This is a genomic window from Picosynechococcus sp. PCC 73109, from assembly GCF_001521855.1.
Classification (GTDB): domain Bacteria; phylum Cyanobacteriota; class Cyanobacteriia; order Cyanobacteriales; family MRBY01; genus MRBY01.
On sequence record NZ_CP013998.1, the window covers coordinates 526,871 to 547,545 of the forward strand.

Consider the following 20,675-nt stretch of genomic DNA (forward strand, 5'->3'; position numbering starts at 1 on the left):
GGGAGTATTGTTTGTCATCCCTAATCACGATACAGACGCTAATTCTTTCGTCTGGCCATGCAAACTAGAGACACGTTCAAGATTGCCTTCGATCACGTCACACAGATCGTCTAGGGGCAGATCATTAACATCAAAACCAAAGGGATTTTCTAGCTCCCGGGCGACTTCTTCAACGCCTAGTAACAGGAAGCTAACCACGGCCACAATCGGAATTGCCCACCAGGTCATCTCAGGCACCAAGCGGAACGGTAAACCAAAACAATAAATTAAAATCAAGCGCTTTAAATAGACACGATAGGTAATCGGAATTGGGGTGGTTAAAATTCTTTCGCAACCACTCACACTATCCGTGAGATTATTCAGCATACCGGTGGTCATATTTAGCTGCGCATCCCCAAAATTTTTCAGCTTGAGTTGCTGATGTAGATAGGTGCGTAACCAAAATTGAATATCAAGGGGGCGATTTTTCGAGTCTTTCAGTTGCGCGACCTGCTCCGGCTCGACCAATGCTTCTAGTCTGTCGTTTACTTGGTCTCCCCGTAGGTGCAACTTGGTGGCGATCGCAAAAGCAAGCAGTAGATTTAAAGCTTGTTTTTTGCCCTGTATTTCTTTTTCTGTTGAGGTCGTAATCCCGATCAAAATTTCCTGGGCAAGATTACGGATATTCACAACGATTCCTCCCCATGCTTTTCGCCCTTCCCAAAAACGCTCGTAGGATGTGTTGGTGCGAAAAACGATGAGCAAACCCAGAATCAGATTGTAAATAACATTTGTGGTCAAATCTCCCAGTTTCTCAAGATAGATAGGCAAACCCTGGAGGTAGATAAATGTCAATGCCGCAGTCAAAATACAGAAAAAAAGGATGCGCGGCAAAATCATAGACAAGACAGCCCCCTTGACCTGAAAGATAGTACTAAGCCAATCGGGTTTATCCAGTTTGTCAGAGGTAATCATCGGTATCTAAAGTAATTTTTTTGTGTGAGTCAACAAATTAAATATTCAGTTTTCAAATCAGCTTTCTAAGTATCATCTCCTGCAGGTAATTGGCTGGGCAGATAATCATTGTATTTATCCTGATTGTAATAATATAAAGTGCGAATGGGATAGGGGATATTAATATCAGCTGCGTCGAATACTTCTTTGATCTTAATAATTGCCAGGGTTTGGACGCGACGAACTTCTTTTTGTTTAGGCGTTGTCCAATAGCGGACAATAAAGTCAATGGAACTATCGCCAAAACTGACGAGATCAATTTCGGGGGCAGGCTGTGCTAAAACGCCATCCAAATCACAAATCGTTTGCTGTAATAAATCCTTGGCCATTGGCAGGGGCGTATTATAATCTACCCCCACACCGAGATCAGTGCGCCGATTAGGATAAGCTGTTTTCACCATTACCGCATCAGTAAACACGCTGGCATTTGGTAGCAAGACTTTCTCACCCTGATAGGTGCGAATGCTCGTTGTGCGGATGCTGATATCTTCAATAATACCTTGGTAGTCACTGACTGCAATTTCATCACCGATGCGAAAAGGCTCCTCAACCAGTAGGATAATCCCCGCAAAAAAGTTTTTGACGATATCCTGAAATGCAAAACCAATGGCGATTGAACCCACCCCTAAAGTGGCAACGATATCCCCTAAACTCAGGCCAGGAAAAGCGACTACACAGGCAAATAAAACACCTAAAACCCACGTTCCCACATAAACGCCTTTGTCAGCCAGAATTTGTAGTGAATGATTTTTGATGGTTTTGGCGGTAACTTCTTTGGTTATTTTCTGGAAAATTTCCGAGCAATACCTTGTTAAAAATAGAATAATGATTCCAGTTAGCAAGCCAGGGATTCGTTGAATACCGATACTTAAAATAGCTTGTAGACTGTTAATAATGGTTTCTGTAATTTGGTTCATAAAATGTGTGACTTCAGTTTGTAGTGAAACTCAATCTAATCAGGAGAATAATTCAACAAAAATTTTAGGATTGGCAACAATGCCATCAGTACTGAGGGAAAATAAAAAGTATTCTGCTCAAGTTAACTGAACCGATTTCATGGTGAAAGCTTTCCGTAAAGCTGTCAAGTTAACGGGGTTTAGCATATAGAAATGATTCGCTAATGCCATCCTCTGGCTTAACTGATGATAGACCCTAGAGCATTATTGCGATTGTGATTGTGTTTGGGAAAAAAGCGCATCATCAACCAGACGAATATCGCAGACCAAGCTCGTCTGGGGTCTACCCAAGGGACTCTGGATATCCCCTGATACAGGGGCCGCCCGTCGGGGATCTCCCGTTGCGGCAACGGCGATATGACCGTCTGTGACCGCTAAACCCAAGGTGGGATCAAAGCCGCGCCAGCCACCTCCCGGCATATACACTTCTCCCCAGGCATGGAGTTCATGTTGGGTTGTGGTTTCATCGCCCCGTTGGTAGCCACTGACAAACCGTGCCGCTAGACCAGCGACTCGACAGGCCTCAACCCATAACAAGGCAAAATCACGGCAGGTACCTGTCCGTTGGCTGAGGGTGATCCCAGGGAGTTGGGGTGCCCCTTCAAGGCGATGGATATAGCGACAATCTTCATAGATGCGCTGGGTCAGTTGGCTCACAAAGAGGCCGGCATTCCCTTCTACTTGGTGCAAGAGATCCTGGGCTAACTCCACGACGCGGGGATGGGGAGTGGTGAGTTGTCGGTAGGGATGAAGTCTGAGGGCGAGGGAACTGGGGTAGTCCCAGGGACAGGCGATCGCCCAGGGAGCCGCAAGGTAATCAAAGGGATTCTGACAGACGACTTCCACCTCTGCCGTTGTGACGAACTTTAGGGACTGTACAGGTTGCGGATCAAACCAGAAGCGATCCGCCACGTTGCCATCTGGATCCAGGAGGCGGGTGTGCTGCCGGGGTAGCGGGTCAACCTCTAAGTGAAACTGCCGGAGCCGTTGCTGGCCATCGGTGCGTGGACATAATTTGACACAATGACTGCCCAGTTCTACGGGATGACTATAGGTGTAGAGGGTCGAATGAGTAATCTGATAGCGCACAACACAGGCCTAAAAAAGTAAACAGTCAATTCAAACTAAACCGCCAGGGGGACAGCGATGAAATCTTCATAAATATCCTGACCAACGCGATTCAATTTACTCTGGAGATCGTCAAGAAATTCATGGAGGCCCTGGTCAAAAATTTCATCCATCGTCATGTAGTCCAACGCAGAACAGAGGCGACCAAGGGAACGCTCACTAGAGCAACTCCAGCTTCCAACGGGAGTCCCGGCAATGCAATGGAGAGATTTTTGGGCTTCGAGCAACGAAAAACAAATCGACCGGGGAAACTGTGCATCCAAGATCAAAAAGGCGGCTACATTCTCTGGGGTAATCCGATGTTGGCGTTTGCGGTACATCTCGTAGGCACTGGCAGATTTGAGCAGGGCAATCCACTGCAAATTATCTAAAGGACTCCCTACATCCTGCAAAGAAGGCAAGAGGATAAAGTATTTCACATCAAGGATTCGCGCTGTTTTATCTGCCCGCTCCAGGAGACGCCCTAACTGGCCAAAGTGCCAGCCTTCATTGTGGGACATTGTCGCTTCCATAATGCCCGCAAACAGATGACTCCCCATGCGAATGGCAGGATAAAATTGATAACGCTCCTCTAGGGTCATGGGCTGACTCGCGGCCCGTTGTACTGTGTGATAAAGCTCGTTGAGCTGTTCCCACATTTCAGAAGAAATATTGGCCCGGACAGCGTGGGCATTTTCCCGCGCCCGTTTGAGACAGGACACAATTGAACTGGGGTAGTTCTGATCAAAGGTTAAAAATTGCAGGACATTTTCGCTGGTGGCTTCGCCATAGGACTCGCGGAATAGAGCAGAATCTCCTGTGGTGGTGATCAGGGCTTGCCAATAGTTGGTGGTGGTTGTCGTATCTAGCAGGAGGGTTAAATTGACCTCCACAAAGCGAGCGACATTTTCGGCCCGTTCGACGTAACGATTGAGCCAATAAATAGAATCAGCAACACGACTCAACATGGTGGATCTTTACTCCTCGAATTTGCTTAGGGATAGGGTGTAGTAGGGAGTTTGCAGTTTGGCGTAATTTTTTTAGGCGGCCTTGGTATTAATCACCCAGGTATCTTTGCTGCCGCCCCCTTGGGATGAGTTGACGACTAGGGAGCCTTGTTTGAGGGCGACACGGGTCAGGCCACCGGGGTTAACATAGGTGCGATCGCCACCGTTGAGAATAAAGGGCCGCAGATCCACATGGCAGCCGACAAAGGTGCCATCAATTAGGGTCGGGACTCGCGATAAACACAATGTGGGTTGGGCGATATATTTTCTGGGGTTAGCTTTGATATAGCCCTTAAATTGTTCCCGTTCGGTGGGGCTGGCGTGGGGGCCGACCAACATCCCATAGCCCCCGGAGGCATCGGTGGCTTTCACCACAAGCTCGTCTAAATGGTTCAACACATGGGATTGCTGCTGGGGATCTTCACAAAAATAAGTCTCGACATTGGGCAAAATTTGGTCTTCGCCAAGGTAGTAGCGGATCATCTGGGGAACGTAGCCGTAAACCATTTTGTCATCGGCGATCCCTGTTCCTGGCGCGTTGGCGATCGCCACCCGTCCTTGGCGGTAGACTTCCATCAGGCCCGGCACCCCAAGCACCGAATCCGAGCGAAAAACAAACGGATCTAAAAAGTCATCATCAATGCGCCGATAAATCACATCAATCCGTTGCAATCCCTTGGTGGTGCGCATCTGTAAATAACCATCCACCACGACCAGATCGCGGCCTTCGACCAACTCACACCCCATTTGCTGGGCGAGGTAAGAATGTTCAAAATAGGCAGAGTTGTAAATGCCCGGTGTCAGCACCACAACGCAGGGATCGGCAATGTGATCGGGGGCCAAATTCATCAACAGATTTAGCAGTTGCCCCGGATAGTCATCGACGGGTTGAATCTTTAGGGTATTAAAAAAGCTCGGAAAAAGACTTTTCATTACCCGACGATTTTCGAGAACGTAGGAGACCCCGGACGGACAGCGGAGGTTATCTTCGAGGACGTACCATTGACCCTGGCGATCGCGCACCAAATCAGTACCCGTAATGTGACACCATTTGCCCTTGGGGGGTTTGAGGCCGATGCAGGGTTTTAGGTAGCCCGACGCCGATTCCACCACATGGCGCGGAATCACTTGATCCTTGATAATGCGCTGTTCATTGTAAATATCGTCAAGGAAATGATTTAACGCTTCAATGCGCTGTTGTAAGCCCTTTTCGAGCCAATCCCACTCCGTCTGGGCAATAATCCGGGGAATCACATCAAAGGGAAAAATCCGCTCCGTCCCCTGGTTATCGCTGTAAACATTGAAGGTCACGCCCAACTTGAACAACATATTTTGCGCAGATTTTTGTTGTTGTTCCAGGACGTTGAGGGGGAACTTGCCAATATGCTGAATCAATGCCGCTGCGGCTGGTCGTGGTATCCCCTGATCCGCAAAAAGCTCATCATAAAAATCTCCGGGGTTGTAACCTTCTAGACTATTTACCATGCCATTACCCTCGAACCTGCTGTGAAGTGGGGCCAAAGATCAAGCTACAGTTCAGGCGATCGCCAAACAGACCACTGCCTTCTGTGCTTCAATCGTCCCAGCTAGCTAGATGTATCAAGCATTGAGCGACTGAAGCTGTAACAAGTCATACAGCTACCAAAGACTTCACAAAAATCAAGCTTCCCAAAAGACACCCTTCTCGCTCGCTTAAACCCTAGTGGAATCTCCTCTGAAGCCAAAACTTTGACCCCTGCAACAAAAAAAGCCGAGGCTAAACCTCGACTTGCTAGTGTTTATTTTTTGCGATCGCCCGACGATTGACCGGAGACAATGCAGACCTTGATCGAAATTCTGGATTATTTGACGATGACTGATTTTAGATCAGCCACCCATGGTTGCTTGGGCAAGGCCGATAAAAAGTGGTATGCCGATGGCGATCGCCACAGGAGTACCGATGGCCGTAGACGAACCGATGTAAGCAGAAGGATTAGCAGACGGAATCCCAGCCCGTAAAGTAGGTGGCCCGGAGATGTCCGAACTAGACGCCGCAATAATCGCTAAGAGGGCAACACCACCAGGACTGAACCCCGTAGCATAGTGGGCGATCATGCCGAGACCAAAGGCAATAAACCCATGGAGTAGCGGCGCAAAAAACGCATAGACAGCGTACCATTGAGCAACTTTGCGCAGCTCCCCAAGCCTAGACCAAGCTTCCATCCCCATCACCAGCATCAAAATCGAAAGGAAGCCACGGAAGAGGGGCTCATAGAAACTTTCAAAGACACTTTCTGGCCGAGTCAACAAACCGAGAGCAAGACCGAGCAACAATGCTGATAGGGCAGAACCCTGGAGACTTTCCTTAACAATGGGCCAAATTTCAACCCGATTAGTAGCCTTACCACGCTTTTGACCCAGATATTCCTGCCTCGTGGTGGGATAAACGGGTTCACCAGAATATTCACCAGCGGCAACGGGTTGTTTGCTGAAATCATCGGCTTCAACCTCGCGCTGCTTGCTCTTATAAAGACTGGCTACAACAATCGCTGTCACCAGGGCGGGAATATCCATAAAAGGATAAAGTGCCGCTGCCCAAGGTTCGTAGAAAACACCTTGCCCTTCCATAACCGTGATTCCAGCAGCAAGGGTCGAACCACTCACTGCCCCAAACAAGCCGGCAGTTGCCACTGCATCTACGGTCCTAATACCTGGCAGTTTCGCTAAGGTAAAACGCCCAATAAAAACGATCAGAATGCCCATGAGTACAGCAAATAACGCAGGCAAGAGCATCTCCGTGATATTGGCATTACGAATCGCAATACCGCCGCTCAAACCGACTTTGATGAGCAGCATAAAAACGATGAACTTATACACTGCATCGGGGATTGTAAGTCGGCTACCGAAGGCAGCAATGACAATACCGCCAATTAAAAAGCCGAGCGTTGGGGACTGCAACTGCGACCCAAATTTCGTCAAAAAATCGGACAAAAAATCCACGAATACCTCCTTCCGCTTCCTCCCATGAAGAGCGGTAATTGTGAGCTTTGAATAGGTAAGGCTGCAGGGCTTTACACCTACAGCGCGGGTACGATGCGAAAATCTGTTATTGGGCTTTTATAGATTTGGCTCTATCAATACCCAAATTTCTATGTGCTTAAGTCTATCCTGAAAATCTCAATTTTTAGCATCAATTTGATACGCAATGTCAAATTTGATTCATAAGTTTTTCTTTTCTATTGTCTTCATTGCTCCTAGTTAAGGTGAATGGTGTTTAAGTAAATGGCGATCGCCTATTGTTCGTGCAACCAAACAATCCCTTGATTTACTTCTCGCTGTATTGAGTACCTCCAAGGGGAGAATTCAGTCCACTTGCAAAGCAGGAGACTGTTCAGGTGCAGAACTTTCTAAAGGGGGACTGTAAGGGGCGATGTTCACCCAGATAACAGAAAGCAGTAAACCAACCCCACAACCGATCAAAAACATCCAACCGTGGGAAGGCTCTAAAACGCAAAGTAAGCGGCGGTCACTACCATACACTTGCACTACCCACCCCTCATCTGCATTTAAGGTGGGTTGCGATGGTCTCGCGTCAAATTTTTTCATTGCTTTTTACTCCATGCTGTTTGTATGTATTTCCGAACAATCACGTGCCCGTTTAAAACAGAGAACGTAGCCAACAACCACCAATGCAATATCCATGGCGACTTTAAGTTGAATTTTTTAAATAGTTGAGTAAGCCCAATCCATAGAAATAAGCCTATGGATTGAGTGAATGCCATGTTTTTTAGTCTATACAATGCCGGGTCAACAAGTGGCCTTTTTTGTCAAAAATCGCCTTAAACTTGCTGAATCTTTTGATAACCCAAGCTTATGAATCGAATCTAAATGGCCATGCTATGCGTAACTTTCCTAGATCTGTATCCGTGGATTAGATCAACTTACGAGGCCAACATCCGTTAGAAAAATATCTGCTGTGACGAGGGTGATTCTCAAGGGCTGGCTTGTCGTTAGACGATGAATTAGGATTTGACGGGTTCCATTGCAAACAGCGTTAAAACCAGTGATTAAAAGGCGATCGCGGCGCTAAAGGGATAAGCGTTTTTTATAAAATGCTTCGATTAATCTAAATCAATCCTTTCCAATAGAGGGTATCCTTTGGCATAGACTTAAAGATATGGTTTAAGACAAAACCATAGAGTCTTGTCTTTGATTGTCGCAACCCATATTTTTAATAGAAAAGCGACAATTTTTTTCGACTCGCCATACATCACGCGTCAAGAGGAACCCCCCATGACTCAGCAAGCCATTAAGCTCGTCATCGTTACGGAAAAATTATTACTCAAAAAAATCGCCAAAATTATCGATGGTGTTGGAGCAACAGGTTACACGGTGGTGCCCGCCGGCGGTAAAGGGAGCCGCAACGTGCGCTCATCGGGACAGCCCAACGTCTCTGACACTTCCTCGAATGTAAAAATTGAGGTACTGACCGCTAGTCGAGAGATGGCTCTAAAGATTTCGGATGAGGTTGCCGCCCAGTTTTTCGATGACTATTCAGGGATCACTTACATCTGCGACGCGGAGGTACTGTACGCGCACAAATTTTAGGCTAACTTCCCAAGTGCTGAATATTGCAGAAAACCCTGTCAGTCACAGCTAGTCGTTCCCTCATCAAACGTCATCACCACAATCAAGCCCTCTACAGCGACGGATAGCAGCAGTGCTCCACACAACCGTAGGGGGTTTTTTAATGTCAAGGATCAAGTGTGGTGTTTCTTCTTTGATTTTCTTGATCTCATCAGTGTTACGGACATCAAATTTTCTGAGATCATCTTGGGCGAGGAAAGATAATCTAATCGGTAAGTTCGACTACCCTTAAGGGTAAAATAGGGTCAAAAGTCTTTATTTCACGAGCCGCATCTCTAAAAGTTTCGTTTTTTCTAGTGCCGTGCCCCATCCGCAAACCCTTGTTAATCCGTGATTATTCTGACCTTACTTCATCCCATCCAAGCTACTCCGATGCAAAATTGGTCTTTTGAGACCGAAACCACGATCAGTATTGGCCGTTCAACCGATAATGATGTGGTTCTCTACAGTGCAGTCGTTTCTCGCCACCATGTTGAACTGCGATTGGAGGGGGAAGAGTGGTCAATTGTTAATCTCGGCACCAACGGTACTTATATAGAGGATCAACGGGTCGAGCAATGTGTGGCTAAGGATGGTCTGATTTTCCGTTTGGCAACCTCTGGGCCAAAAATTCTTGTGCGCATCCAAGGGAAACAACTCAGTGAAGGGGAAGCGGCAAGCAAGGAACAACGCTTGAAAAAGTCCTCTAACCCAGATCCGTCCCGGGAAACCTTCGCGCAATTCTAATGCGTAATCTTAAATTTGTTCGGTAATATTTGCCGCCGTCGATCCGTCCGGATTCGCTGGCTTGCTGAGGGTGGCGATCGCCGTTTTGGTGAGCTGTTTTAGGGCCTCTAAATCGAGGTCAATTTGGGGAGTATCTGTACTTAACCACAGCAGATATTCCACATTTCCGGCGGGGCCAGTGATCGGCGAATAGGTCAGCCCTTGGGAGTGCCAACCGAGTTTTTGGGCGGCTTCTAGTACCGAAAAGATCGCTTGGGCCTGGGCCTGGGGATCGCGAACAACGCCATTTTTTCCTACCTGGGCGCGTCCCACTTCAAACTGAGGCTTGACCAACAGGATCACTTCCTTCGGCTCATCCAGAAGACTCCAGAGGGTAGGCAAAACCTTCGTCAAGGAAATAAAAGATAAGTCCATCACCCCTAGGGTCGGCTTTTTTGTGCCTTCTGGGTAGAGATCGCCTGGGATCAGATGGCGAAAATTGGTGCGCTCCCGGAGGATCAGCCGTGGATCTTGGCGGATCTTCCAGGCGACTTGGCCATAGCCCACATCAATGCCATAAACCTGTTGGGCACCGGCTTGTAAGAGGCAGTCGGTAAAGCCACCGGTGGAAATTCCTCCATCTAAACAAATGCGATCTTTAACTGTGATTTGAAAGTGGGCGATCGCCTTGGCTAGTTTTTCGCCTCCCCGGGACACAAAGGGCGGTTTCGCCTGGACTTCAATGTCCACATCCGCAGGAACTAAAGTGCCTGGTTTATCCACAATCTGCTGTTTTACTTTGACTTCTCCGGCCCGGATTACCCGTTGGGCCTGTTGCCGAGACTCGCACAGTTTACGCTCCACCAACAGGAGGTCTAATCGTTGTTTGGCCAAAGTTTTTCTTCCCCAATGCCACCGCTGCTGTTTTAGTCTACTGGGTGTCTGGTGCTTTCGGGAATGATTGGGTCAGGGCGACCGGAAACCGTCGAACTCGATACAATACAAAAATTGTCCAGTTTAGCTTTCAAGAAAATCACGAAATCATTATGGCGATCGCAGTGGATTTTGGGACGAGCAATACCCTAGTGACCCGGTGGAATGCCGCCAAAAGAGCCCCAGAAATTCTCCCACTCCAGGGTCTTTCCCAACGCATTTCCCCGAATCCACCGCTGATCCCCAGCCTTTTGTACATTGAAAATGCCGCCGACCAAAAAGTCGTTATCGGTCAAGCCATTGGCGATCGCGGTTTAGATCGCGCCCCCGATCCCCGCTATTTCTGTAACTTTAAACGGGGCATTGGCACCGCAATCCAAGGTTTTTTACCGGAACTAGATGGCGAAAAAATCACCTTTGAAAAAATGGGGGAATATTTCCTCAACGGTATTTTTGCCCAACTCAAGGCCCAGGGAGAAACCCTTGATAGCCTCGTTTTAACCGTGCCAGTCGATAGTTTTGAAGCCTACCGGAGTTGGCTGAGTCGGCTTTGTGAGCAGTTGCCAGAACTCGAAAAAATTCAGCTTTTGGACGAACCCACCGCCGCCGCCTTGGGCTATGGAGCCTTGGCTGAAGATTTAAAAAGAGTTCTCGTGGTGGATTTTGGGGGAGGAACCGTAGACTTTTCCCTTGTGGATCTCAACCTGGCCCAGGGCCAAAGTAAACCGACGGGCTTTATTTTGAAGTGGGGGCGTAAATCCTTCGCCGATAGCAAAACCCAAAAGATCAAAACCGCAAAAGTGCTGGCGAAAGCAGGTAAAAATCTCGGTGGTTCCGATTTAGATAATTGGCTTTTTGAACATTTCCAGACCCAACAAAATTTGCCCCAGGATGCCCTGAGTTTACGCTTAGTTGAACGGTTGAAAATTGCCTTGTCCCAAAAGACGAAGGCAACGGAGATTTATTACAACGACCAAACCTTTGAAAGCTATGAGTTAAGCCTGGCTCGGTCGGCCTTTGAGGAGATTTTAGAAAATCAAGGCTTCCTTGCCCAACTCGATGATTTGCTGGCCCAGGTCTTGCAACAGGCCCGCCGTAACGGCGTCGGCAAAGAGGACATCGAAGCGGTGCTCCTAGTTGGAGGCACGAGCCAAATTCCCCTAGTGCAAAGCTGGTTAGAGGGTTATTTCCCCCCGGAAAAAATTAAACGAGATAATCCCTTTGGGGCGATCGCCTGGGGGGCGTTGCAGTTGGCCCAGGGATTTGAACTCAAAGATTTTCTCTACCACAGCTACGGCATCCGCTACTGGAATCGCCGCCATAACCGCCACGATTGGCAACCGATTATTAACCAAGGCCAGCCCTACCCGATGACGGAACCGCTGGAAATCACCCTAGGGGCATCGATGGATCAACAGCCCAGCATTGAACTAATCGTTGGCGAACTGGGAGAACAAAGCAGCGGCACGGAGGTTTATTTTGATGGCGATCGCCTGGTCACCCAACAACTGGGAGCCAACCAAACCAACGTTAAACCCCTCAATGACCGGGAGGGCGCCCGCACCATTGCCAAACTGGATCCCGTGGGCTATCCCGGCACCGACCGCATTAAGTTGCAATTCCTCGTCGATGGCGATCGCACCTTGCGGGTCACCGTCGAGGATCTACTGCGCAATGTCACCCTCATTGAAAACCAAAAAGTTGCCGAGCTGAGTTAGCTGCCCATCCCCAGGACAGCCCTGCTAAAATCCATAGAAGCCCTTCAATCTCACAAAATCGATGAAAAATCCCCAACTCAAGAAGATGCGTCTCCTGGTCTCGAAATTATACCGACGCGGTTGGACTTTATTTTTTGTCGGTTTAGTGACGGTGCAACTGCTCCCGAGTCCGGCGATCGCCCTTACCCCCAAAGATTACAGTGAGTTAGAATTTCCTCCCCTACCCGAAATCACCCTCCCCGATTACGAACGCTACGAACTAGAAAACGGGATGGTGGTCTATCTCATGGAAGATCACACGCTGCCCTTGGTGGGGGGATCTATGGTCATTCGCACTGGCTCCCGCCTGGAACCCGCCGACAAAGTGGGCCTCGGCAGTATTACGGGCACTGTGATGCGCAGTGGGGGCACCCTCAAACATCCCGCTGACACCTTAAATAACATCCTTGAACAACGGGCCGCCAGCATTGAGACCAGCATCGGGGAAGCTTCTGGCAGTGCTTCTTTTAGTGCCCTCAAGGAAGATTTTGCACTCGTCTTTGATCTGTTTGCCGAAGTGCTCCAGCAACCTGCTTTCCCCCAGGACAAACTCGATCTCGCGAAACGACAAACCGCCGGAGGTATTGCCCGCCGTAACGATGAACCCGATGCGATCGCCGCCCGGGAATTTGACAAACTGATTTACGGTGCCGATAGTCCCTACGCCCGCACCGTCGAATATGCCACCCTCGATAACATTGACCGGGTCGATTTATTTAACTTCTACCGCAGCTATATCCGCCCTGACCAAATGATCCTCGGCATTGTCGGTGACATCGACGTAGAAGCCACCAAAGCAAAAATTGCCGCTAAATTCGGCCCCTGGCGTAACCCCAGTCCCAGTCCTGACCTTGCTCCACCCGCTGTCACCCAACCCGCCCAAAGTGGCGCTTTCCTCGTTGATCAATCCCAACTGACCCAAAGCAGCATTTTGATCGGCCACCAGGGGGGACAATTGAGTAACCCTGATTATCCAGAACTCTCTGTGATGAATGGTGTGATTAATGGCTTTGGGGGGCGGCTTTTTAACGAAATTCGCTCCCGCCAGGGCCTCGCCTATTCTGTATATGGCGTGTGGAGTCCCCGTTATGACTACGACGGTCAATTTATCGCCGGGGGATCGACCCGTACCGAGGCGACGGTGCCCTTTATCACGGCCATGAAAGGGGAAATCAAGCGACTACAAACGGAACTGATTACCCCCGCCGAACTCGCCTATGCCAAGGATTCGATTCTGAATTCCTTTGTCTTTAATTTTGAAGATCCAGGTCAAACCCTGTCTCGCCTCATGCGCTACGAGTACTATGGCTACCCGGAAGATTTTATTTTCCAGTACCAACGGGAAGTGGAAGCAACCACCATTGAAGATGTGCAACGGGTGGCCCAAACCTACCTCAAACCGGAACAACTAACGGTGTTGGTGGTGGGCAATGCCGCCGCCATGGATCCTCCCCTAAGCAGTCTGTTTGAGACGATTAAACCTGTTGACATCACCATCCCTGAGTAGGTGGCGTTGTGGTGCAACTGGTTGAAGAGCGGTCGATACAATTTCAGGTAGATGGGGGATTCTACCGGGCCCACAGCCGCATTGTGCGAGATTTAGGGGTATTAGCGGCGGCAGTCTATCGGCAAAATCAAGGGCAATTGCGGGTTCTAGATGGCCTATCAGCGACGGGGGTGCGATCGCTCCGGTACTACCAAGAAGCCCAAGCCGATTGGGTCTGGGCCAATGAAGGAAACCCAGATCTCCTGGAGACATTGACCACGAATTTGCGGCGAATTCCCGCGGCCCAACGGTGCATTAGTGTGCTTTCCCTGCGGCAGCTTTGTTTGGAACGGTCTTTAATGGGCGATCGCTATGATCTGGTTGATTTTGATGCCTTTGGCTCTGGGTCAGCCTTCGTCCAGGATGCCCTCACCGTCACGACCCTGGGCGGATTGATGTACCTGACTAGCACCGATGGTCGAACCTACAGTGGCCGAGAACCGCAACGGGCCTTACGGCAATATGGGGCCTATGGGCGATCGCATCCTGCCGTTCAGGAACAGGGCCTACGGCTCTTGCTAGGGAGCCTCGCCCAACAGGCAGCCCAGCGAAATTTCGGCATTGAGCCAATTTTTTCGTTGTTTTGGGGAGATACTTGCCGGATTATGGCCCGTTTGACCCGTAAACCTACCCTCACGGAGACAAACTACGGCTTCCTCGGCTATTGTCACCACTGCGGTACCTATGGCCTACCGACATGGCGTAAACTCTCCCAGGCGACCTGTGCCCATGACGATTTGCCCTTAACCCTCAGTGGCCCGATGTGGTTAGGCAAGCTGCACCACCCGGATTATTTACGGCAAATGTTAGCGATCGCCCAACGCTGGCACTGGCAGGATGTGGTCAAGGTTCTAGAAACGATGGCCTTAGAAAATGATTTACCCCCCTATTTTTTCCCGTTAAAAGAGATTGGTGCCCGGGCCAAAATCGATCTGCCAAAACTAGATTCGCTACTGAACAGTCTCCAGGCACAAGGTTTCCAAGCCAGTCGCACCCACATTAATCCCCAAGCGCTGAAAACCGATGCGCCAATGGAAAAAATTAAGGCGATCGCCACCCAGTTAGGCGCATCTTAAATTGCCGTTTAACCTTGTAATCTTTAACTCAGTGTCGGGAGGATGTCACCCAAACTTTATTTGTTGTGAAATGTCCAAAAACTATTGTTACTGAGCCCGTTTTTTCTGGAGAAATTCGCTAGGCTAAAGCAGGGGGAACCCCAAAACCCCACCTGTGACGGAGAAGGCCCATGGTAGATCTTGCAGAAATTTCTTTAGTCGAAAATCGCGACTATACCCTCATCATCGATAAAAGTGGCAGCATGTACACCTGCGATCTGCCCACCTCTGACAAAACCCGCTGGGATGCAGCCCAAGACTCTACCCTTGCCCTTGCCCAAACCTGCGAAAAAATTGACCCCGATGGCATTACGGTCTACTTGTTTTCAGGGCGATTCCGGCGTTACGACAATGTCACTGCCGATAAAGTGACCCAAGTTTACGCTGAAAATGAGCCCATGGGACGGACGGACTTGGCGGCAGTTTTGCAAGATGCCCTCGATAACTATTTCCAACGGAAAGAACGAGGGGAAGCCAAACCCAACGGTGAAACATTTTTGGTGATTACCGATGGGGAGCCGGACGATAGTAAAGCCGTGATGCGGGTGATTATCGATGCCGCCAATAAAATTGAGCGGGATGAAGAAATCGGGATCTCGCTGATTCAAGTGGGCCAAGACCGTAAGGCTAAGGCCTATCTCAAAGCCCTCGATGATCAACTAGGTCAGGCCGGGGCGAAGTTTGATATTGTCGATACCATCACCATCGATGAAATGACGGCCATGTCTCTCCCGGAAGTGCTGCTAAAGGCCTTAATTGATTAAGTTGCTTTAAATTGGTTGCCATAAGGGCGATCGCCGAGGGCCACTTTGATATGATGGCGATCGCAGTACCCACAATGCAAGCCATTCAAACAGTTAGGACAAAAAAACAATGGGAGAAGCAAAGCGCCGCAAGAAATCCATGGGGGAAAACTATGGTAAAGAACAGCGCATTTACCCCTGGTTACCCCTCACCAAAACCCAAGCAGAACAAGCTTATAATCTGACCACCAAAGGTGCCTGGATTGGCATTGGTCTCATGGTTGTACTGTGGCTTACCGTGCGAATCATTGGCCCTGGCTTCGGTTGGTGGGCCGTTGACTAAAAGCAAAGGACGCTTTACAACATCCGTTCTCCAGAACATTTCGACATCTTTCGCTAAAGAAATTCATAAGTCCTGATAATGTCATGTTCTATTAACGATTCTTTTGCATGATTATGAGGACAGACTGCAAAATAGCAGTACAACGGTGGGCCGTAGCAGTACAGAAATTTTCACCATTGACCATTAACTAAAATCATTGACTGAATCATGCGCGTTGTCAGACTACGGGAACGTCCCTACCACTGCAATGCTACAAACCCGCGACCCTCGTTTATTTTGTTAGGAGTGATAACTTACTGTGCAAACACAACCTTCTACCTCTGCGACTAATTCCCATGGCCTCCCTTCCCTTGGGGGGAATGGCGATCGCACGGGGATGGACAAAGAAAGTCTCCGCCGTGCGTTTTTCGATCACCTTTTCTATTCCGCCGGAAGTGATAAAGATGCGGCCCAACAACGCGATTATTACGTTGCGCTTGCAAATGTTGTCCGCGATCGCCTTTTAGAACGGTGGAAACAAACCGAGCAAACTTACCTCAACACGGGTGCAAAAACGGTTTGCTACCTTTCCGCAGAATTTTTGATGGGACGGTACCTCGGCAACAACCTCATTAGCCTTGGGATCTACGAAACCGTCGCCGAAATGCTCGCCGAAAGCAACATCAAACTCGAAGATATTCTCGAAGAAGAAGTTGATCCTGGTTTAGGGAATGGCGGCCTGGGTCGTCTCGCCGCTTGCTTTTTAGATTCCCTTGCCTGTCTCGAAATTCCAGCCATTGGTTACGGGATTCGCTATGAATTTGGTATTTTCCACCAATACATCCGCAACGGTTGGCAAGTGGAAGTGCCCGATAAATGGCTCCGTAACGGTAATCCTTGGGAAATTTGTCGCCAAGCTGAGGCCCTGGAAATTCCCTTTGGGGGCCACACTGAGATTTACCACTGCGATAAGGGTTACCCCTGTGCTGTCTGGGTACCAGCCCGCCGCGTTAAAGCAGTGCCCTACGATACCCCAGTTCCGGGCTATAGCAACAATACTGTTAATGTTCTCCGTCTTTGGAGTGCGATGGCAGCGGAAGATGAAGGCTTTAACTTCGAGGCCTTTAATGCCGGGGATTATGACGGAGCGGTCGCCAACCAGATTTCTTCGGAAAATATTTCTAAGGTGCTCTATCCCAACGACAACACCCCCCAGGGACGTCAACTGCGCCTAGAACAACAATTTTTCTTTGTGTCCGCTTCCTTGCAAGATATGATCCGGGCGCACCTGAAGAAACAGCCCAATCTGGATAATTTCTTCGATTTCTACACCGTTCAACTCAACGATACCCATCCGGCGATCGCCGTTGCCGAGTTGATGCGCCTCTTCATTGATGAACATAGTCTCCCCTGGGATCGGGCTTGGTACATCACCCAAAAAACCCTCGCTTACACCAACCACACCCTAATGCCCGAAGCCCTTGAGCGTTGGCCCGTGGAGATGTTCGAGCAGCTACTACCCCGTCACCTAGAGATCATTTACGAAATTAACTTCCGGTTTATTGAAAATCTCAAAACCTGGTACGCCGACCACGATGATCTCGATGCTCTCATTCAAGAGCTGTCCATCATCGAGGAATATCCCCAAAAATCGATCCGGATGGCGAACCTGGCCTGCGTCGGTAGCCATGCGATTAACGGGGTCGCCGCCCTCCACACGGAATTGTTGAAATCCGACACCCTGAAGGGATTTGCCCGCATCTGGCCGGAGAAATTCTACAACAAGACCAATGGCGTCACCCCCCGTCGTTGGATTCGCCAGTGCAATCCCAAACTTGCAAATCTGATTTCTAGCAAAATTGGCACCGGCTGGATCAAAAACCTAGAACAGGTGCAACGCATCGAAGAATTTGTAGATGATCCAGAGTTCCGTCGTCAGTGGCGCGAAATCAAGCATCAAAATAAAGTCAAGCTGGCCAGCTACATTGAGCATCACAACGGTATCGAAATTAATCCGGATTCGATTTTCGATATCCAAGTGAAGCGCATCCACGAATACAAACGCCAATTGCTGGATGTGTTGTTTATCATCACTCTCTACAATCGCATTAAGCATAATCCGGCGATCAATATGGTGCCCCGGACGATGATCTTTGGTGGTAAGGCTGCACCAGGCTATTTCATGGCGAAATTGATCATTAAATTGGTGAATGCTGTGGCAGAAGTGGTCAATAATGATCCCGATACCCACAATCGCCTCAAGGTGGTCTTTATGGAGAACTTTAATGTCTCCCTCGGCCAGAAAATCTATCCAGCAGCAGACCTCTCGGAACAAATTTCTACCGCTGGAAAAGAAGCCTCTGGGACTGGCAATATGAAGTTTGCGATGAATGGCGCTCTGACCATTGGGACGTTGGACGGAGCAAATATCGAAATTCGTGAGGAAGTGGGAGCCGATAATTTCTTCCTCTTTGGTCTCACGGCGGAAGAAGTTTCCCATCTCAAGGCCAGCGGCTATGACCCGCTGCATTATTACAACAATAATGTGGAACTCAAAGGCGTCATTGACCGGATTGCCCGTGGTGATTTCTCCCATGGGGACACGGAGATGTTTAAACCGATTGTGGATTCTCTGTTGTACAACGATCAATATGTGTTGTTGGCGGATTATGAATCCTACGTTGAACGTCAACAGGATGTGGCTAATGCCTATACAGAGACGGAACGGTGGACACGGATGTCGATCCTAAATGCGGCGCGGGTAGGCAGATTTTCTTCTGACCGCACCATTGATGAATATGTCAAAGAAATCTGGTGTGCTAAACCTGTTTCAGTCAAGCTGTAGATTTTTAACGGCGATCGCCTGTTCGATGGCAACTGAAAAAATCGTCTAAGCAAGCAAGTGGGTCACGATGGCGGCCCACTTTTTTCGTGCTCACATTAAGAATTTTGGGCAATGCCTAAATCCTGGAGGGCGAGGCGAATTTGTTCGAGGCGGCGACGGTTAACGCCCAGGTCTGATTCCCCAAGGCGGGAGGCTGAGCGCATTTGAATCACTGGTTCTGTTTCGGGGAAGTAAAATTCCACATCATCCACAAAGCCGAATAAACGACTGCGAGATTCGGCCCGGAGATAATTTTCTGTTTGGGTGATGATTTCTGTGCGGGGGACAACTCCGAGAACCTGAACAACGGCTTGGTAGGCTTGTTGGCGATCGCCGGCGTAGGTAATCGGCGCAATTTGATGTTCCCCATCACCGTCCTGGCTTACCACACAATTAGGCGTACTAGGACAGGGCGCGAGGTGTCCGGCTTCGACGCCTAAATCCGTTGGTCGTTCGCCGGCAAAGGGGGAAGCAGCAAAACTTGGCAGTGGCGATACAGCCCAGAGGCAGAGAGCAAGGCAAAGAATCAAAAAACGGCTCAGCATCTTAGAAGAATTTTTAAAACAACATCCTCTATGCTAGACAAAATCCGTGCATACCGTTGGGTTCATGGTCATTGCGTTGATCTTTCAACTTTCAGAGGGTTGCAGTTGTTGGGCGATTTCCACTAGGGGAAAACCATTGGGATAGACCCGCTCACTGCGAATCCGTTGGAGTTCCTGGGCGGGCAAGTTGATGTTGTATTCCTTGGCGATCGCCTGGACGATTTGCGCGCGGTCGATGATCCCCGCCACAGCCCCCGCCGGAGAGAGGACGGTGATAAAGGGTTCTTCGAGGGTTTCGAGGGCACAGATCACCGTGGCGAGGTTGTCCTGTTCAGTGACGGAAGGAATTTTGTCTAGGGGGATGGCGATCGCCATGAGTTCCAACTGATCCCACTGGCTACGCTCGAGGCGGTGGAGGCTTTTGGGTCGAATTAGGCCCCGGTAGCGACCTTCGGAACTAGCATAGGTGGGGCGAGTGGGATGGGGCGACAGCACAAGGTACTGTTCAGCAAATTCCCGTAGAGACAAATGGGCATTGACCACCCGAAATTCTCGGCCCATGGCTGTTTCGGCGGTCAGGGTCAAAAGAAGATTTTGGAGATCGCTCAAGCGTTCGTAGGCATCGGCATTGCGCAACACAAACCAGCCAATCAGCGCCAACCATAATCCCCCCAATTCACCGACCAACAACACCGCCAACAGCCCAAAGGCGATCGCCACTGTGCCTAATAATTTTCCACTGGCAGCGGCATAACGAATTCCCTTGAGGCGATCGCCCGTCCATTGCCAGACGATGGCCTTAAACATTTGCCCTCCATCCAAAGGCAGCCCCGGAATTAGGTTAAACAGCGCCAAGACCAAATTTAACCGGGCCAGATCCCGCACCAAAAAAGTACCCGCGCCGCCGAGGGGCGCATATTGCCACAGTACCCAAAACAAACCAAATAACGTAAAACTCACCAATGGCCCGGCGATCGCCACCGCAAAGGCCGCTAAGGGGGTTTGGGACTCGCGGTCGATGGAGGCTACCCCCCCAAAGAGAAAGAGGGTGATTGATTTGACGCTGATTCCCTGGGATTTAGCCACGAGGCTATGGCCCAATTCGTGGAGTAATACGGAGCCAAACAACAGTAAAGCCATGGCAAAACCCAGCCCCACAGCCACTAGGGGAGATTGCACAAACCCCTGTCCGAGGACGTCATTGGCATCCACCGCCGTGATGAGAACTAAAATTACAAACCAAGAGCGATCTAGATATAACGGAATCCCAAACAGCGATCCCACTTGCCAGTTTTTTTGCATAGCACGCACAAGACCAATTGGCGACGATGGTGAGGGTCACTGTGATCATAGCAACTTTGGGCGATCGCCTTTTTTTTCAAAAAAGCCCTTGCCATTTCCTAAAACGCCCTCTATAATGTAACACTGTTGACAAA

The 20,675-nt window shown here is 49.3% G+C and carries 18 protein-coding genes; 8 read left to right on the forward strand and 10 right to left on the reverse strand.

Annotated elements, in window-relative coordinates; genetic code table 11:
* Positions 1 to 24: 24 nt before the first annotated feature.
* The 7 genes from AWQ23_RS02480 to AWQ23_RS02510 form a co-directional block, all read right to left on the reverse strand.
* Positions 25 to 954 (reverse strand): bestrophin family protein, encoded by a 930-nt coding sequence (locus AWQ23_RS02480; RefSeq protein WP_062432180.1) that lies wholly within the window; start codon positions 952 to 954, stop codon positions 25 to 27.
* A gap of 65 nt (positions 955 to 1,019) precedes the next feature.
* On the reverse strand, positions 1,020 to 1,910 hold the full coding sequence (locus AWQ23_RS02485) for a mechanosensitive ion channel family protein (RefSeq protein WP_062432183.1): 891 nt from the start codon (positions 1,908 to 1,910) through the stop codon (positions 1,020 to 1,022).
* 243 nt (positions 1,911 to 2,153) lie between these two features.
* A complete protein-coding gene (locus AWQ23_RS02490; protein ID WP_062432186.1) occupies positions 2,154 to 3,038 on the reverse strand; it encodes a transglutaminase family protein in 885 nt (294 codons plus the stop codon).
* A 35-nt stretch (positions 3,039 to 3,073) separates the two neighbouring features.
* Positions 3,074 to 4,024, reverse strand: coding sequence for an alpha-E domain-containing protein (locus tag AWQ23_RS02495; protein ID WP_030007086.1), 951 nt, complete (start codon positions 4,022 to 4,024; stop codon positions 3,074 to 3,076).
* Positions 4,025 to 4,096: 72 nt separating this feature from the next.
* Positions 4,097 to 5,548: a circularly permuted type 2 ATP-grasp protein gene (locus tag AWQ23_RS02500; RefSeq protein ID WP_062432189.1), complete on the reverse strand. Its 1,452-nt coding sequence runs from the start codon at positions 5,546 to 5,548 to the stop codon at positions 4,097 to 4,099.
* 381 nt (positions 5,549 to 5,929) lie between these two features.
* Positions 5,930 to 7,042, reverse strand: coding sequence for a sodium-dependent bicarbonate transport family permease (locus AWQ23_RS02505; RefSeq protein ID WP_062432192.1), 1,113 nt, complete (start codon positions 7,040 to 7,042; stop codon positions 5,930 to 5,932).
* Between the two features lie 363 nt (positions 7,043 to 7,405).
* A complete protein-coding gene (locus AWQ23_RS02510; RefSeq protein WP_062432195.1) occupies positions 7,406 to 7,648 on the reverse strand; it encodes a hypothetical protein in 243 nt (80 codons plus the stop codon).
* A gap of 687 nt (positions 7,649 to 8,335) precedes the next feature.
* Between AWQ23_RS02510 and AWQ23_RS02520 the strand changes: the two genes are divergently transcribed.
* Together AWQ23_RS02520 and AWQ23_RS02525 are read left to right on the forward strand one after the other, a co-directional pair.
* Positions 8,336 to 8,650 (forward strand): P-II family nitrogen regulator, encoded by a 315-nt coding sequence (locus tag AWQ23_RS02520; protein ID WP_012306104.1) that lies wholly within the window; start codon positions 8,336 to 8,338, stop codon positions 8,648 to 8,650.
* 411 nt (positions 8,651 to 9,061) lie between these two features.
* A complete protein-coding gene (locus tag AWQ23_RS02525) occupies positions 9,062 to 9,415 on the forward strand; it encodes an FHA domain-containing protein (RefSeq protein ID WP_083500740.1) in 354 nt (117 codons plus the stop codon).
* 9 nt (positions 9,416 to 9,424) lie between these two features.
* Here the strand turns inward: AWQ23_RS02525 and AWQ23_RS02530 are convergent, their stop codons facing one another.
* Positions 9,425 to 10,288 (reverse strand): TlyA family RNA methyltransferase, encoded by an 864-nt coding sequence (locus AWQ23_RS02530; protein WP_062432198.1) that lies wholly within the window; start codon positions 10,286 to 10,288, stop codon positions 9,425 to 9,427.
* Positions 10,289 to 10,440: 152 nt separating this feature from the next.
* On the opposite strand from AWQ23_RS02530, the gene AWQ23_RS02535 reads away from it, so the two are divergent.
* The 6 genes from AWQ23_RS02535 to AWQ23_RS02560 all read left to right on the forward strand — a co-directional run bounded on the left by AWQ23_RS02535 (position 10,441) and on the right by AWQ23_RS02560 (position 18,655).
* A complete protein-coding gene (locus tag AWQ23_RS02535; protein ID WP_062432201.1) occupies positions 10,441 to 12,045 on the forward strand; it encodes an Hsp70 family protein in 1,605 nt (534 codons plus the stop codon).
* Positions 12,046 to 12,130: 85 nt separating this feature from the next.
* Positions 12,131 to 13,591 carry a pitrilysin family protein gene (locus AWQ23_RS02540; protein WP_045441984.1) on the forward strand — a complete coding sequence of 487 codons (1,461 nt, stop codon included), beginning with the start codon at positions 12,131 to 12,133 and terminating at the stop codon, positions 13,589 to 13,591.
* An 8-nt stretch (positions 13,592 to 13,599) separates the two neighbouring features.
* Entirely contained in the window at positions 13,600 to 14,706 is a 1,107-nt protein-coding gene (locus AWQ23_RS02545) for a N2,N2-dimethylguanosine tRNA methyltransferase (RefSeq protein ID WP_062432204.1), read from the forward strand.
* A gap of 170 nt (positions 14,707 to 14,876) precedes the next feature.
* Positions 14,877 to 15,509, forward strand: a complete 633-nt coding sequence (locus AWQ23_RS02550) for a VWA domain-containing protein (RefSeq protein WP_012306111.1) — start codon at positions 14,877 to 14,879, stop codon at positions 15,507 to 15,509.
* Positions 15,510 to 15,618: 109 nt separating this feature from the next.
* Positions 15,619 to 15,831, forward strand: coding sequence for a DUF2839 domain-containing protein (locus tag AWQ23_RS02555; RefSeq protein ID WP_012306112.1), 213 nt, complete (start codon positions 15,619 to 15,621; stop codon positions 15,829 to 15,831).
* Between the two features lie 298 nt (positions 15,832 to 16,129).
* On the forward strand, positions 16,130 to 18,655 hold the full coding sequence (locus tag AWQ23_RS02560; RefSeq protein WP_062432207.1) for a glycogen/starch/alpha-glucan phosphorylase: 2,526 nt from the start codon (positions 16,130 to 16,132) through the stop codon (positions 18,653 to 18,655).
* Positions 18,656 to 18,750: 95 nt separating this feature from the next.
* On the opposite strand, the gene AWQ23_RS02565 is transcribed toward AWQ23_RS02560, so the two are convergent.
* The gene (locus AWQ23_RS02565) at positions 18,751 to 19,239 is read right to left on the reverse strand and encodes a DUF1499 domain-containing protein (RefSeq protein ID WP_062432211.1); all 489 of its coding nucleotides are present in this window, start codon (positions 19,237 to 19,239) and stop codon (positions 18,751 to 18,753) included.
* Between the two features lie 84 nt (positions 19,240 to 19,323).
* Entirely contained in the window at positions 19,324 to 20,541 is a 1,218-nt protein-coding gene (locus AWQ23_RS02570; protein ID WP_062432214.1) for a site-2 protease family protein, read from the reverse strand.
* Positions 20,542 to 20,675 lie beyond the last annotated feature (134 nt).

What these genes read in the sequence shown, in the direction of transcription:
- AWQ23_RS02485 (WP_062432183.1), bottom strand. Translation starts at nt 1,910, where the DNA reads ATGAACCAAATTACAGAAACCATTATTAACAGTCTACAAGCTATTTTA.
- AWQ23_RS02510 (WP_062432195.1), bottom strand. Translation starts at nt 7,648, where the DNA reads ATGAAAAAATTTGACGCGAGACCATCGCAACCCACCTTAAATGCAGAT.
- AWQ23_RS02535 (WP_062432201.1), top strand. Translation starts at nt 10,441, where the DNA reads ATGGCGATCGCAGTGGATTTTGGGACGAGCAATACCCTAGTGACCCGG.
- AWQ23_RS02525 (WP_083500740.1), top strand. Translation starts at nt 9,062, where the DNA reads ATGCAAAATTGGTCTTTTGAGACCGAAACCACGATCAGTATTGGCCGT.
- AWQ23_RS02495 (WP_030007086.1), bottom strand. Translation starts at nt 4,024, where the DNA reads ATGTTGAGTCGTGTTGCTGATTCTATTTATTGGCTCAATCGTTACGTC.
- AWQ23_RS02550 (WP_012306111.1), top strand. Translation starts at nt 14,877, where the DNA reads ATGGTAGATCTTGCAGAAATTTCTTTAGTCGAAAATCGCGACTATACC.
- AWQ23_RS02565 (WP_062432211.1), bottom strand. Translation starts at nt 19,239, where the DNA reads ATGCTGAGCCGTTTTTTGATTCTTTGCCTTGCTCTCTGCCTCTGGGCT.
- AWQ23_RS02520 (WP_012306104.1), top strand. Translation starts at nt 8,336, where the DNA reads ATGACTCAGCAAGCCATTAAGCTCGTCATCGTTACGGAAAAATTATTA.
- AWQ23_RS02570 (WP_062432214.1), bottom strand. Translation starts at nt 20,541, where the DNA reads ATGCAAAAAAACTGGCAAGTGGGATCGCTGTTTGGGATTCCGTTATAT.
- AWQ23_RS02480 (WP_062432180.1), bottom strand. Translation starts at nt 954, where the DNA reads ATGATTACCTCTGACAAACTGGATAAACCCGATTGGCTTAGTACTATC.
- AWQ23_RS02555 (WP_012306112.1), top strand. Translation starts at nt 15,619, where the DNA reads ATGGGAGAAGCAAAGCGCCGCAAGAAATCCATGGGGGAAAACTATGGT.
- AWQ23_RS02500 (WP_062432189.1), bottom strand. Translation starts at nt 5,548, where the DNA reads ATGGTAAATAGTCTAGAAGGTTACAACCCCGGAGATTTTTATGATGAG.
- AWQ23_RS02540 (WP_045441984.1), top strand. Translation starts at nt 12,131, where the DNA reads ATGCGTCTCCTGGTCTCGAAATTATACCGACGCGGTTGGACTTTATTT.